This is a genomic window from Salinicola salarius, assembly GCF_002179555.1.
Taxonomy (GTDB): Bacteria; Pseudomonadota; Gammaproteobacteria; order Pseudomonadales; family Halomonadaceae; genus Salinicola; species Salinicola salarius_A.
In genome coordinates, this window is the sequence record NZ_NHOU01000002.1 from 58764 (window position 1) to 72724 (window position 13961).

Consider the following 13961-nt stretch of genomic DNA (forward strand, 5'->3'; position numbering starts at 1 on the left):
GCCAGGCCGAGGCCTTACGGAGAATGTCGATGACCAAGTCTGAATTGATCGAGCAGATTGCCGCCCGCCGGTCGGAACTGTCGGCGAAGGAGGTCGAAGCCGCGGTGCGTGTCATCCTTGACGACATCACCAACGCCCTGGCAGAGGGCGGGCGCGTCGAAATTCGCGGATTCGGCAGTTTTTCCCTGCATTTTCGCGAGCCCCGCACCGGACGCAACCCAAAGACCGGCGACCCCGTCGATCTCGACGGAAAGTACGTCCCGCATTTCAAACCGGGAAAGGAACTACGCGAACAGGTCAATGCCAGCCGCGCGCTCGGCTATTGATCTTCCCAGTCACTGCAGCCGGCGCAGAGTCGGCGGCTGCCACCGCAATATGTAACGACGGCATGAGCCGTCGGCGGTGCGTCACCAGGAAAACCTATGCGCTGGCTCAAAGGCGTCATTCTCGCCATCATCTTGATCGTCGTGTTGCTGCTGGGCATTCTTTTTGCCGTCAATAACCAGCAGCCGCTGCCTCTGGATCTGATCTGGGTACAGCTGCCCCCGGCTTCGCTGTCGTTGTGGCTTCTGGTCGCTCTCGCCTGCGGCGTCATCCTCGGCATGCTCGCCATGACCGGCATGTATCTGCGGCTGCGAACCCTGCTGACTCGTGCACAACGTCACAACCAGCAACAACGCAAGGAACTCGATCGTCTCCGGACGCAGGAGTTCAAGGAAAGCCCCTGAATGAGCGATGTTCTGCTACTGGCGTTGCTGGTGGCAGCCATCGCCATCGGCTGGTTTCTGGGGCGATGGGAGTCCGGCCGGTTCCGGTCTCGTCCACAGCCGCCGCGCGGTTCGTTGCCGAGGGACTACTTCGTCGGCCTGAACTACCTGCTCAACGAGCAGCCCGATCGCGCGATAGAGACTTTCACCCAGGCCCTGGAAGTCAATAGCGACACGGTCGAAACGCACATCGCGCTAGGCAACCTCTACCGCTCACGGGGAGAAGCCGATCGGGCGGTGCGCATCCATCAGAATCTTCTCGCCCGCCCTGCCCTGACGCCCTCTCAGAGCGGGCAGGTACAGCTCGAACTCTCCCGCGACTTTCTCAATCTCGGCCTGCTGGACAGGGCGGAACGGCTGTTGCTGGCCCTGCAAAAAAGCCATGTCGACGACTCGCAGAAGCTCGCCGCCAAACGCCTGCTGGTCGATCTGTTCGAGCGAGAAAAGGAGTGGGCACAAGCTCTGGAGACCGCCCAGCCACAGCTGGTGCGCCAGGATGCCGATATCCGTCGAGCCGCCGCGCACTGGCATTGCGAACTGGCGAGCCAGCATCGCAACAACAGCAGCCCATCCTTGGCACGCAAGGCGTTGAAGCAGGCTCTGGGTATCGATGACCGCTGCGTTCGGGCCAACTGGATGCTGGGCCAGCTCGAATGGGACATCGGCCAGTATCGTGATGCAGCGCGGTTCTGGCAGCGCGTCCCCGAACAGGACGCCAGCTTCACCGCCATCGTGCTTGAGCCGTTGCGGGATACGTATCGCCTGCTCGACGACGACAACGGCTGGTGGCAGTTTCTGGAAAGGCAATTGCAGCACAACCCGCAGACCACGGTAGTCATGATGGCGGCGGACACACTGAGACAACGACAAGGCGCCGATATCGCCTGCGCCTTCGTCAGCGATCAATTGCGCGAGCATCCCAGCCTGCGCGGGATCGACTATCTGATGGATCTCTATCTCGACGACAGCGATCCTGCAGAGCGCGATCGCCTGGAGCTGCTCAAGCAACACACCCGCCAGTTGCTGAGCATCCGGCCTCGCCACCGCTGCCAACGCTGTGGTTTCGGTACCGAACAATTGCATTGGCAGTGCCCTCGCTGCCGCAGTTGGGGCACCACCAAGCCGGTCGCCGGTCTGGAAGGCGAATGATCACGCTACTGCCAAGAGAGTGAACGCTCGATCTCCGTCAGCGCCGACATCGGGTCTGCTGCCTGAGTGATCGCCCGTCCAATGACCAGATGCGTACTGCCGGCAGCCATCGCGGCCTCCGGCGTCATTACGCGTCGCTGATCCCCCTGCTCGGCCGTCGCGGGACGGATCCCCGGCGTCACCTTGAAAAAGGCCTCGCCACAGAGTTCCGTCAGCCTCGCGCTTTCACGTGCCGAGCAGACGACGCCATCCAGCCCGCTCTCCCGTGTCAGTCTGGCCAGCCGTTCGACCTGGGCCAGCGCATCGCCCGATACGCCTATCTCCTGCAGCTCGTCGTCCGACATGCTGGTCAGCACGGTGACCGCGATGAGATGAGTTTTCAGCCCTCGCTGCGCCAGCCGCTCGGCACTCGCCTCCATCATTCTACGGCCACCGGAGGCATGGACATTGACCATCCATACCCCCAGATCCGCCGTCGCCTCGACGGCACCGGCCACAGTATTGGGAATATCATGAAACTTGAGATCGAGAAAGACCTCGAACCCCCGTTGATGCATGGCCTCGACGGCTGCCGGCCCCGCCCGAGTAAATAGCTCCTTGCCGATCTTGACGCGGCAACGGGCCGGGTCGAGCGCATCGACCAAGGGCAACGCCTGCGACAGGTTGGAATAGTCGAGCGCAATGATGAGCGGCGAGTTCGGGGAAGGCATGAATCGTCTCCGGCATTCGAGTTCGAGCGGAGTATACCGAATGGAAGGCATCTGCGGGGCAGAAGCGAACCGAAGCGCCGCCTGGTACCGTCATGTAGCCATTGTCTTACAATAATCTGCGATATTTACCCATTAATTCCCGAGAACAGCCGTCGATACACAGAGTGAGGGCCGGCCAGAAGCATGACCGGCCTTCATTCATCTTCCTGTTCCGATCAAGGAAATCGATATGAAGACTTTGATTCACGCAGCACTCTTCTCGCTTCTCAGCTTCAGCGCCCTTCCCGCACTGGCGCAGGACGCCCCGGTCAATATCAACGAAGCGTCGGCAGAAGAACTGGCCACCCTCCCCGGCATCGGCGAAGTCAAGGCACAAGCCATCGTCGATGACCGGGAGGCCAACGGCGATTACAAGAGCCTCGAGGACCTGACTCGCGTCGACGGCATCGGTGAAACAACCGTCAGCAACCTGGCCGAAGAAGCGACGCTGTAATCAGCTCCGGGGTCGCCGACGGCCCCGGAACGTCAGTACTTGTAATCCTGTCGATCGTCTCCATCTTGGCTGAACAGGCAGCGTCAACGACGGAGACACCATGCCCCTGCTATTCCTACTGGCGCTTTTCGCTATTGCGGATTTCGCCTTGCTGTTCACCATTGGCGCCAAGATCGGTCTGCTGGCAAGTCTGGCATGGATCATCGTGAGTGCCGCCTTCGGTATTCATCTCATTCGCCGCGAGAGCCTGCTTACGCTTCAGAGAGCTCGTGAACGCATGGCCGCGGGCGAAATTCCCTCTGACGAACTGATGGCCGGCGCCTCGTTCCTGCTCGCCGGCATCCTGTTGATAGCGCCCGGTTTTCTTTCGGACATCGTGGGCCTACTATGCCTACTCCCCGGCAGCAGCCAGTTAATGCGCCGGTGGTCCGGACGCGGCACGCGACATGCTGGTGGAAGCGGACAGAAGATGCCCGGCGACTGGGACGTTCGCCGACACAAACCCGAGAGCGCTTCCCACCATGAGCAAGCTCCACATGGGAGCACGCCGATCGAAGGGGAGTATCTGGGCAAGGATCGCTGATCCGATCGTCTGCCACACAGACGACACCAGGCGAGAAAATTTTTGGCCCGCCCCTTGAAACCGACCGGCAAGGCCCAATCAAGGCAACAGCGATAGCTTTAGGCCATCAGGCCCATTAACCGGAAGGCTAAGCCTTCACCCCTTGAGCCTCGCTCATGTGGGAACGTGCATTTGCAACATGCAACCATCAGGAGAACGTGAGCAATGAAAATCCGTCCCTTGCACGATCGCGTCATCGTACGTCGCAAAGAAGAAGAGCAGAAAACTGCTGGCGGCATCGTGCTTCCGGGCAGTGCCCAGGAAAAGCCGACCCGCGGTGAAGTCTTGGCCGTGGGCAACGGTCGCATCCTCGAAAGCGGCGAAGTCCGCGCACTGGACGTCAAAGTTGGCGATACCGTGATTTTCAAGGAAGGTTTCGGCGTCGAGAAGCAGAAGGTCGACGGTGAAGAAGTCCTGATCATGAGCGAAAGCGACATTCTGGCCGTCGTCGAAGGCTAATCGTCGCATCGCTCGACGCTTCATTACGATTTCACGTATTACATATTTCACGTATTACATTAGGAAGATCGAACAATGGCAGCTAAACAAGTCAAGTTCTCTGATGATGCTCGCAAGCGCATGGCGCGTGGCGTCAACGTTCTCGCCGATGCCGTCAAGGCTACGCTGGGCCCGAAAGGCCGCAATGTCGTTCTGGAAAAATCCTTCGGCTCACCGACCGTGACCAAGGACGGCGTTTCTGTCGCCAAGGAAATCGAACTGAAGGACAAGTTCGAAAACATGGGCGCACAGATGGTCAAGGAAGTCGCTTCCAAGACCTCCGACGCTGCCGGTGATGGCACCACCACCGCAACCGTCCTGGCACAGGCCATCGTCAACGAAGGTCTGAAGGGCGTTGCTGCCGGCATGAACCCGATGGACCTGAAGCGCGGCATCGACAAGGCCGTCGTCGAGGCTGTCAAGCACATCCAGTCGCTCTCCGTGCCGTGCACCGACTCCAAGGCTATCGCTCAGGTCGGCACGATCTCCGCCAATGGTGATGCTCGCATCGGTGAGATCATCGCGGAAGCAATGGAAAAAGTCGGCAAGGAAGGCGTCATCACCGTCGACGAAGGTCGCGGCTTCGAAGACGAGCTGGAAGTCGTCGAAGGCATGCAGTTCGATCGCGGCTACCTCTCCCCCTACTTCGTGACCAACCAGGACACGATGGCGGTCGAGCTCGAAGATCCGTACCTGCTGCTGGTCGACAAGAAGATTTCCAACATTCGCGAACTGCTGCCGGTTCTGGAAGCCGTCGCGAAATCAGGCAAGCCGCTGGCCATCATCGCTGAAGACATCGAAGGCGAAGCGCTGGCAACACTGGTCGTCAACAACATGCGCGGCATCGTCAAGGTCGCTGCGGCCAAGGCGCCCGGCTTCGGCGATCGCCGCAAGGCCATGCTGCAGGACATCGCCATCCTGACCGGTGGCACCGTGATTTCCGAAGAAGTCGGTCTGAGCCTTGAGCAGGCCAACCTCGACCACCTGGGCAGCGCCAAGCGCATCACCATGTCCAAGGAAAACACCACCATCATCGATGGTGCTGGCGTCGAGTCCGACATCGAAGCCCGTGTCGCCCAGATTCGTGCCCAGATCGAAGAAACCTCTTCCGATTACGATCGCGAAAAGTTGCAAGAGCGTGTTGCCAAGCTGGCAGGCGGCGTTGCGGTCATCCGTGTCGGTGCTGCTACCGAGTTCGAGATGAAAGAGAAGAAGGCTCGCGTCGAAGACGCGCTGCACTCGACTCGTGCCGCTGTCGAAGAAGGTGTCGTGCCTGGTGGCGGTACCGCCATGGTTCGCGTCCTGACGCTGATCCAGGGTCTGACCGGCGACAACGAAGACCAGACTCACGGTATCGCCATTGCGCTGCGCGCCATGGAAGCGCCGCTGCGCCAGATCGTGACCAACGCTGGCGAAGAAGCTTCCGTCGTCGTCAATCGCGTCAAGGATGGCGAAGGCAACTTCGGCTACAACGCACAGACCGGCGAGTACGGCGACCTGTTCGAAATGGGCGTTCTCGATCCGGCCAAGGTCACGCGTACCGCACTGCAGTCCGCAGCTTCCGTTGCCGGTCTGATGATCACCACCGAAGCCATGGTGGCCGAAGATCCGGAAGACGCACCGGCAGGTGGCGGCGCACCGGACATGGGCGGTATGGGTGGCATGGGCGGCATGATGTAAATCATCGCCCCGCCATCACCTGATTTTTCAGACTGTTGAAAGGTTCAGGTATCATGGAAAGCCCCGCCATTGGCGGGGCTTTTTTTGTTCTCGAGCCGAGCGTTCGAGGCTACATGATCGTGCCTTTTCTCGCCCTTTTGCCTGCAGGAGTTTTCGCGCATGCTGAATCGCATCCGCATCGTTCTCGTCCAGACTTATCATCCTGGCAATATCGGTGCCAGCGCGCGCGCCATGAAGACCATGGGTTTGAGCGATCTGGTACTGGTCGCACCCCGCCAGTTTCCGGCCGAGGAAGCCACTCGGCTTGCCGCTGGCGCTACCGACCTCCTCGACAGCTGTCGCGTCGTCGGTTCTCTCTCCGAGGCCATCGGTGATTGCGTTCAGGTCATCGGCGCCAGCGCCCGCCTACGCAGCCTGCCATTGCCCTGCTATCACGCGCCGGATCGAATGGCCGCCGAACTCTGGCAGCGATTGCCGGAAGGGCCGGTTGCCATCGTCTTCGGGCGGGAGCGCTACGGATTGACCAACGAGGAAATCGGTCACTGTACCCACCAGTTGAACATCCCCGCCAATCCGGACTATGGCGTGCTCAACCTCTCCCAGGCGGTGCAGATCGTCGCCTACGAGACGTTCCGACAGTCTCGAACCCAAGAAGCATATCAAGCTCCCAGAGCCAATGGCCCCTACCCGACAGTGGAACAATTGGAATACTTCTACGATCACCTGCATCGCGCCTTGGATAGCGCCGGATTTCTGACACAGCCTCACGCCAAGACCGAATCTCATCTGCGCGCCCTGTTTACTCGCGCCGAACCCAGCCGCAAGGAGCTGTCGATTCTCCGCGGGGTACTCAATGCCCTGGAGAGCCGTAACCCATCCGAATGAAACCCGACGACAAAGGTCCTCGGCTCGCGCACAAAAAGCGCCCATAAAAAAACAGCGCCCGGAGGCGCTGTTTTTCATGAGAGAGAACGGATTCGGAGAATCAGTCCTGGCCCATCTGCTGCTTAATCAGATCACCGATGGTAGTCGGGCCGTTCGGCTCAGCTTCCTGATCCCGCTTGCCACCAGTACTGCGACGCGGCTCGACCTGATCCTTCGCCTTGATGGACAGGTTGATGACGCGGCTCTTACGATCGACGTTGACGATCTTGGCTTCGACGCTGTCGCCTTCGTTCAGCACGTTGCGAGCGTCTTCGACGCGGTCAGCGCTGATCTCGGAAGCCTTGAGCACGGCCACGACATCAGTCGCCAGCTCGACATGGGCTTCCTTGGCGTCGACTTCGACGATGCGGCCCGTGACGATGGAGCCCTTGTCGTTGACGGCCAGGAACTCGGAGACCGGGTCGGACTCGAGCTGCTTGATGCCCAGCGAGATGCGCTCGCGCTCCGGATCGATCGAGAGGATGACCGCTTCCGCTTCGTCGCCCTTCTTGAACTGACGAACGGCTTCTTCGCCGGTCTCGCTCCAGGAGATATCGGAGAGGTGAACCAAGCCGTCGATGCCGCCTTCCAGACCGATGAAGATACCGAAGTCGGTGATCGACTTGATGGTACCGGCAACGCGGTCGCCCTTGTTGTAACGAGCGCTGAAGTCTTCCCACGGGTTGGTGGTGCACTGCTTGATACCCAGGGAAATACGGCGACGCTCTTCGTCGATGTCCAGAACCATGACTTCGACTTCGTCACCGACCTGAACCACCTTGGACGGATGGATGTTCTTGTTGGTCCAGTCCATTTCGGAAACGTGAACCAGACCTTCGACACCCTCTTCCAGCTCGGCAAAGCAGCCGTAGTCGGTCAGATTGGTGACGCGGGCGTTGACTTTCATGCCTTCCGGATAGCGGTCGACGATATTGACCCACGGATCTTCGCCCAGCTGCTTCAGACCCAGCGATACGCGGTTGCGCTCGCGGTCGAACTTCAGCACCTTGACATTGATCTCGTCGCCAACGGCCACGATTTCGCTCGGATGCTTGATACGCTTCCAGGCCATGTCGGTGATGTGCAGCAGGCCGTCGACGCCACCGAGATCCACGAACGCGCCGTAGTCGGTCAGGTTCTTGACGATACCATTGATCTGCTGGCCTTCCTGCAGGGTGGCAAGCAGTGCTTCACGCTCGGCACTGTTCTCGGCTTCGAGAACGGCACGGCGGGAAACGACGACGTTGTTGCGCTTCGGATCGAGCTTGATGACCTTGAAGTCCAGCTCTTTGTGCTCCAGGTGCGCGGTATCGCGAACCGGACGCACGTCGACCAGTGAACCCGGCAGGAAGGCACGGATGGAGGCGACATCGACGGTGAAACCGCCCTTGACCTTACCGTTGATCACGCCCTTGACGATCTCGTCCTTCTCGAAGGCCGCTTCCAGTTCCTTCCACGCTTCGGCACGCTTGGCCTTCTCGCGTGACAGGCGGGTCTCACCGAAGCCATCTTCCACGGCTTCCAGCGCGACCTTGACTTCATCACCGATCGCGATGGTCATTTCACCATTGTCGTCGCGGAACTGCGCGACGGGGATCTGCCCTTCGGACTTCAACCCGGCGTTGACGGTGATCCAGTCGCCTTCGATGTCAACCACGGTTGCCATGACGATGGCACCGGGTTCCATGTTGATGTCCTGGAGAGACTGTTCAAACAACTCAGCAAAGCTTTCGCTCATGTGATTCCTACGTGATCAACGTTGATGACGGTCATACCGTCTTCCTCCGTACCACCAGCGAGCACGGGCCTTATCGACATATCCCTGGGGATGTTGGCGCTGGTTCGACCTGCAACGACTTGTCAGTCGGATCATTGCACGTCATGACATCTTGCCAGGGTCCCCGGTAGCGGAAGTGCGTCGTCGGCTTTTGCCACGAACCGGATGTCAGACCAAAAATTGGCGCTAGACCAGGTTTCGTTCGGCGAGCAGCGTCTCGATACGCTCCACGACTTCCGGTATATCCAGCTGCGTCGTGTCCAGCTCTACCGCATCTTCGGCGGGTTTGAGCGGGGCCACGGCGCGCTGCATATCACGCGCATCGCGCGCTTTGATTTCTTCCAAAAGGGTCGAGAGTCTAGCATCTTCACCCACCTGCTGCAATTGCAGCAGGCGTCGCCTGGCACGCTCTTCGGCGGAAGCGGTGAGATAGATCTTGAGCGGCGCATCGGGAAAGACCACCGTCCCCATATCGCGACCATCGGCCACCAGCCCCGGCGCCTGATAAAAATCGCGCTGACGCTGCAGCAACGCATTGCGTACCGGTGGCAGCGCCGCCACTTGGGAAGCGGCGTTGCCGACCCCCTCGCTGCGAATCGCCGTGGTCACGTCGTCGCCTTCCAGCAGGATCCGCATCGCGCCATTCTCGACCGCGAACACCACATCGAGATTCTGGGCCTGCTCGGAGAGCGCCTGCGCATCATCGACGGCGATGCCATGGCGCAATGCCGACAGCGCCGTCAAGCGATAGAGCGCGCCGGAGTCCAGCAGATGCCAGCCCATGTGCTCGGCAATCATCCGGCTGATGGTGCCTTTTCCGGCCCCGCCCGGACCGTCGATGGTCAGAACCGGTGCTAGCTGGGTCGGTGCTAGCTGGGTCATGTCGATGTCTCCGTCAGTTCCAGCCCCACCTTGTTGGCCAGCGCGACGAAACCCGGGAAGGAGGTCGCCACGTTGGCACAGTCATCGATCACCACAGGCTCGCTGGCACGCAGTGCGGCAACGGCGAAAGCCATGGCGATACGGTGATCGCCCAGGCTATCCACCTGTCCGCCACCGTAGTTGGCACCATCATCGGCCCGGCCGACGACATCGATGCCGTCTTCGTAGACCGTCGTGTCGACGCCGAGAACGGTAAGGCCGTCGGCCATCGCCTGGATCCGGTCGGACTCCTTGACGCGAAGCTCTTCGGCGCCACGCAGCCGCGTCGTGCCCTCGGCGTTGGCCGCCGCGACGAACAGCGCCGGAAACTCGTCGATTGCCAGCGGCACCTGATCGAGCGGGATATCGATACCCTTCAGCGGTGCGTAGCGGATGTGCAGGTCGGCGACCGGCTCGCCACCGACCTCACGCGGATTCTCCAACTGTAGATCGGCTCCCATCGCCTTGAGGATGTTGATCACGCCGATACGCGTCGGATTGACCCCGACATGCTCGAGCAAGAGATCCGATCCCGGCGTAATGGCCGCTGCTACCAGGAAGAAGGTCGCCGAGGAAATATCCGACGGCACATCGATGGGCGCACTGGTCAGCTCGCCTCCGCCCTGCAGCGTCGCCAGGTCGCCGTCGCGGACGACCTTGTAGCCGAAGCCATTGAGCATGCGTTCGGTATGGTCACGCGTCGGCGCCGGCTCGCGCACGCGCGTTTCGCCCTCGGCATAGAGACCCGCCAGCAGCAGGCAGGATTTGACCTGCGCGCTGGCCATCGGCATGTCGTAATGGATGCCTTTCAGCGGCTGCCCACCGTGGATCCGGAGCGGGGGACGCCCCCCTTCCGCGGTATCGATCTTCGCCCCCATCAGGCGCAGCGGATCGGCCACCCGGGCCATCGGCCGCTTGGTCAACGAGGCATCGCCGGTCAGCTCGGTATCGAAGGCCTGGCCGGCCAGCAGACCGGCAAACAGACGCATGGCGGTACCGGAGTTGCCTACGTAGATCGGCCCGGCCGGCTTTTTCAGCCCGTGCAGACCCACGCCATGGATTGTCACTCTACCCTGATGCGGACCTTCGATGGCGACACCCATGTCGCGGAAGGCTTGCAGCGTTGCCAGGCTATCCTCGCCCTCGAGAAAACCCTTGACCTCGGTGACGCCACTGGCCAGTGCGCCGAGCATGATCGAGCGGTGAGAGATAGACTTGTCGCCGGGAACGCGAATCCGGCCATTGACCGAACCGCCGGGCGACACCCGGTACTGAACCTGTCGTGCTTCCATGGTCTGATAACTCGTCTGATTCAACAGCGTTTCAAAATAGTGTCTGGCGTGACTGGCACGGTCGAACGTACCCAGCATGGCGTCGCTGTCGCCCTGCTCCACCGCCGTTCGCAGCCGGGAGAGCCCGGCCTCGAAATCGTCCAGCGCCGCCAGCAACGCACTGCGATTGGCGGTGAAGATATCGCGCCACATGACCGGATCACTGCCGGCAATACGGGTAAAGTCGCGGAACCCGCCGGCGGCATAGCGAAAGATCTCCAGCCGTTCGTCCTGCCGTGCCAGCGTATCGACCAGCGAAAACGCCAACAGGTGCGGCAGGTGGCTGGTTCTCGCCAGGACCTGATCGTGCCGGTCCACCGGCATTTCCAGCACGTCGGCACCGCAGCGTTGCCACAGCGCACGCACCGCAGCAACGGCTGTCGGCGCCGTGCCAGCCTCCGGTGTCAGGATGACCTTGTGATGACGATAGAGCGCCGGATTGGCCGCAGCCACGCCACTTTTCTCGGAGCCGGCGATGGGATGGCCAGGAACGAAATTGGTCGGCAGATGGCCGAAGGCTTCCCGTGCGGCATCGCAGACGCGACGCTTGGTACTGCCGACATCGGTCAGGATCTGCTCGTCGATCAGCGGCGACAGCTGCGCGAAGACCTGCTTCATGGCCAGCACCGGCACCGCCAGCACGATGATGTCGCTCCGAGCGACCAACGGCGCCAGTTCGCCACCGCCCTCGTCGATCACGCCCAGCTCGAGTCCGGTCGCGATCTCGTCCCGATCACGGTCACAAGCCAGGATGCGCCCGGCATAGCCGTTGGCCTTGAGCGCCGCGGCCAGCGAACCGCCGATCATGCCCAGCCCCACGATCAGCAGCGTCGCCTCTCCTGTTGGCGTATCTCCGGCCCGCACCTTACAGCACACCTACCGGGTAGGAGCCCAGCACTTTCATGTCCTGGGCACAGTTGCGCACTTCATCCAGCACACGGGCGATCTCGGGCTGATCGACATGTCCCTTGAAGTCGATGAAGAACACGTAGTTCCAGGCCCCGGTACGGGACGGACGCGTTTCCAGCCGCGTCATGTCGACACGGTGGCGATGGAACGGCTCGAGCAGATCGTGCAGCGCGCCCGGCTCGTTACGCATGGCGACCACGATGGAAGTCTTGTCGGTGCCGGATGGCGGGACCAACTCATTGCCGATGATCAAAAACCGCGTGGAGTTGTCCGGCCGATCCTCGATCTTCTCGGCGACGTGGTCGAGCCCGTAGAGCTGGGCGGCCATATCGCCCGCGATGGCGGCGCTGTGCCATTCGGTCTTGACCAGCCGCGCGGCCTCCGCGTTGGAGGATACCGCCACACGCTCGGCGTGCGGATAGTGCGCGTCCAGCCACTTGCGGCACTGGGCAAAGGATTGCGGATGCGAGTAGATGCGCGAGATCTTGTCCTGGCGCGTAATGCTCGATATCAACAGGTGATGATGGATACGCAACACGACCTCGCCGCTGATATGCAGACCGGAATCCATGAACGAATCCAGCGTGTTGTTGACCACGCCCTCGGTGGAGTTCTCCACCGGCACCACGCCATAGTTGACCGCGCCCGCCTCGACCTCGCGGAACACTTCGTCGATCGCGGCCATCGGCAGGCTGATCGCGCTATGCCCGAAATGCTTGAGCGCCGCCTGCTGGGTAAAGGTCCCCTCCGGGCCGAGATAAGCCACCTTGATCGGCTTCTCCAGCGCCAGGCAGGCCGACATGATCTCGCGGAACAGGCGTGCCATTTCCTCGCTGTGCAGTGGCCCGGGATTGCTTTCCATCACCCGGCGCAGGACCTGAGCCTCGCGCTCCGGCCGATAGAACACGGCGTCCGGATCATCCGCCGTCTTGACGTGGGCGACCTGCTGGGCGCAATCGGCGCGCTCGCTGATCAGCCGCAGCAGTTCGCTGTCGATGGTATCGATACGTTGCCGCAGGGCTGCAAGGTCCAGCGGCGAATTCGAGGAGTCACTCATGACCGTATCCTGAAGGAGGTGGGTGACGCCCCGCTTAACCGCGGCGGCGCTCGAAATCCTGCATGAACGTGGTCAGCGCCTGCACGTCGGCTTCGCTGACCGCATTGTAGAGGCTCGCACGCATGCCGCCGACGCTGCGGTGCCCCTTGAGATTCAGCAACCCTTCCGACTCGGCCTCACTGAGAAAGACCGAATTCAGCGACTCGTCCGCCAGCGTGAACGGCACGTTCATGATCGAGCGGTTGGTCGGGTCGATCGGGTTGGCATAGAAATCGCTGTTATCGATCATCGAATAGAGCGCCTCGCACTTGCGGCGGTTGATCGCCTCCATCTCGGCCAGGCCACCGATATCCTGCTTGAGCCAGTGAAATACCAGGCCGGCCAGATACCAGGCGTAGGTGGGCGGCGTGTTGATCATCGAGTCGTTTTCGGCGTAGACCTTCCACCCCAGCAGCGACGGCGTCTGCGGCAGAGCGCGCTCGAGCAGGTCGTCGCGGACGATAACCACGGTGATACCGGCAGGGCCGATGTTCTTCTGCGCGCCGGCATAGATGACGCCATAGCGGCTCACATCCAGCGGCGCCGACAGGATCGACGACGACATGTCGCACACCAGCGGCACGGAAACCTCTGGCGTGTAGTCGTATGCCAACCCGCCGATGGTCTCGTTGTGACAGTAGTGCAGGTAGGCGGCATCGCTCGAGAGCGAAATGTCATCCGGGCGCGGCACGTGGACGTAACCGTTGTTGCGCGTCGACCCGGCGATATGGGAAGCGGCGAGGTGATCCGCCTCCTTGATCGCCTTGGACGACCAGATGCCGGTATCCAGATAGTTGGGCGTACCGCCCTGCCCGAGCAGGTTGAGCGGCACGCAGGCAAACTGCATGGTGGCGCCGCCCTGCATGAACAGCACGCGGTAGTTGTCAGGAATCGCCAGCAGATCGCGCAGGTCCTGCTCGGCCTGAGCAGCGACTGCTTCGAACGTCGGGCTGCGATGACTCATTTCCATCACCGATAGCCCCTGGCCCCGATAGTCGAGCAACTCTTCGCGGGCGCGTTCCAGAACGGCGGTCGGCATCGCCGCCGGGCCAGCACAGAAATTATGCAGACGTGTCATCGTCAA

Annotated in this window: 13 protein-coding genes and 1 pseudogene; 8 read left to right on the forward strand and 6 right to left on the reverse strand. The window is 61.3% G+C overall.

What is annotated here, in order from left to right:
• Positions 1 to 14 precede the first annotated feature (14 nt).
• The 3 genes and pseudogenes from CCD76_RS01955 to lapB form a co-directional block, all read left to right on the forward strand.
• A pseudogene (locus CCD76_RS01955) lies at positions 15 to 326 on the forward strand (integration host factor subunit beta); the annotation flags it as partial.
• A 96-nt stretch (positions 327 to 422) separates the two neighbouring features.
• Positions 423 to 728 (forward strand): LapA family protein, encoded by a 306-nt coding sequence (locus CCD76_RS01960; RefSeq protein WP_071232838.1) that lies wholly within the window; start codon positions 423 to 425, stop codon positions 726 to 728.
• On the forward strand, positions 729 to 1916 hold the full coding sequence (lapB, locus tag CCD76_RS01965) for a lipopolysaccharide assembly protein LapB (protein ID WP_087717883.1): 1188 nt from the start codon (positions 729 to 731) through the stop codon (positions 1914 to 1916).
• A gap of 5 nt (positions 1917 to 1921) precedes the next feature.
• Here the strand turns inward: lapB and pyrF are convergent, their stop codons facing one another.
• Positions 1922 to 2626: an orotidine-5'-phosphate decarboxylase gene (pyrF, locus tag CCD76_RS01970; RefSeq protein WP_087717884.1), complete on the reverse strand. Its 705-nt coding sequence runs from the start codon at positions 2624 to 2626 to the stop codon at positions 1922 to 1924.
• Between the two features lie 229 nt (positions 2627 to 2855).
• Between pyrF and CCD76_RS01975 the strand changes: the two genes are divergently transcribed.
• From CCD76_RS01975 to CCD76_RS01995, 5 genes are all read left to right on the forward strand, one after another.
• Positions 2856 to 3119 (forward strand): ComEA family DNA-binding protein, encoded by a 264-nt coding sequence (locus CCD76_RS01975; protein ID WP_087717885.1) that lies wholly within the window; start codon positions 2856 to 2858, stop codon positions 3117 to 3119.
• A 100-nt stretch (positions 3120 to 3219) separates the two neighbouring features.
• Positions 3220 to 3702, forward strand: coding sequence for an FxsA family protein (locus CCD76_RS01980; protein WP_087717886.1), 483 nt, complete (start codon positions 3220 to 3222; stop codon positions 3700 to 3702).
• A gap of 204 nt (positions 3703 to 3906) precedes the next feature.
• Positions 3907 to 4200, forward strand: coding sequence for a co-chaperone GroES (locus tag CCD76_RS01985; RefSeq protein ID WP_071232843.1), 294 nt, complete (start codon positions 3907 to 3909; stop codon positions 4198 to 4200).
• Between the two features lie 75 nt (positions 4201 to 4275).
• Positions 4276 to 5919: a chaperonin GroEL gene (groL, locus tag CCD76_RS01990; protein ID WP_087717887.1), complete on the forward strand. Its 1644-nt coding sequence runs from the start codon at positions 4276 to 4278 to the stop codon at positions 5917 to 5919.
• Positions 5920 to 6078: 159 nt separating this feature from the next.
• Positions 6079 to 6804 (forward strand): RNA methyltransferase, encoded by a 726-nt coding sequence (locus CCD76_RS01995; protein WP_087717888.1) that lies wholly within the window; start codon positions 6079 to 6081, stop codon positions 6802 to 6804.
• A 100-nt stretch (positions 6805 to 6904) separates the two neighbouring features.
• Here the strand turns inward: CCD76_RS01995 and rpsA are convergent, their stop codons facing one another.
• The 5 genes from rpsA to serC all read right to left on the reverse strand — a co-directional run bounded on the left by rpsA (position 6905) and on the right by serC (position 13955).
• The gene (gene rpsA / locus CCD76_RS02000; protein WP_071232846.1) at positions 6905 to 8581 is read right to left on the reverse strand and encodes a 30S ribosomal protein S1; all 1677 of its coding nucleotides are present in this window, start codon (positions 8579 to 8581) and stop codon (positions 6905 to 6907) included.
• A 225-nt stretch (positions 8582 to 8806) separates the two neighbouring features.
• Positions 8807 to 9502 (reverse strand): (d)CMP kinase, encoded by a 696-nt coding sequence (cmk, locus tag CCD76_RS02005; RefSeq protein WP_087717889.1) that lies wholly within the window; start codon positions 9500 to 9502, stop codon positions 8807 to 8809.
• A complete protein-coding gene (locus CCD76_RS02010) occupies positions 9499 to 11679 on the reverse strand; it encodes a bifunctional prephenate dehydrogenase/3-phosphoshikimate 1-carboxyvinyltransferase (protein ID WP_087717890.1) in 2181 nt (726 codons plus the stop codon). The genes cmk and CCD76_RS02010 overlap by 4 nt, the downstream gene beginning before the upstream one ends.
• Before the next feature lie 58 nt (positions 11680 to 11737).
• Complete coding sequence (gene pheA / locus CCD76_RS02015) at positions 11738 to 12838, reverse strand: prephenate dehydratase (protein WP_087717891.1); 1101 nt, start codon at positions 12836 to 12838, stop codon at positions 11738 to 11740.
• 34 nt (positions 12839 to 12872) lie between these two features.
• Positions 12873 to 13955, reverse strand: coding sequence for a 3-phosphoserine/phosphohydroxythreonine transaminase (gene serC, locus CCD76_RS02020; RefSeq protein WP_087717892.1), 1083 nt, complete (start codon positions 13953 to 13955; stop codon positions 12873 to 12875).
• Between the last annotated feature and the right edge of the window lie 6 nt (positions 13956 to 13961).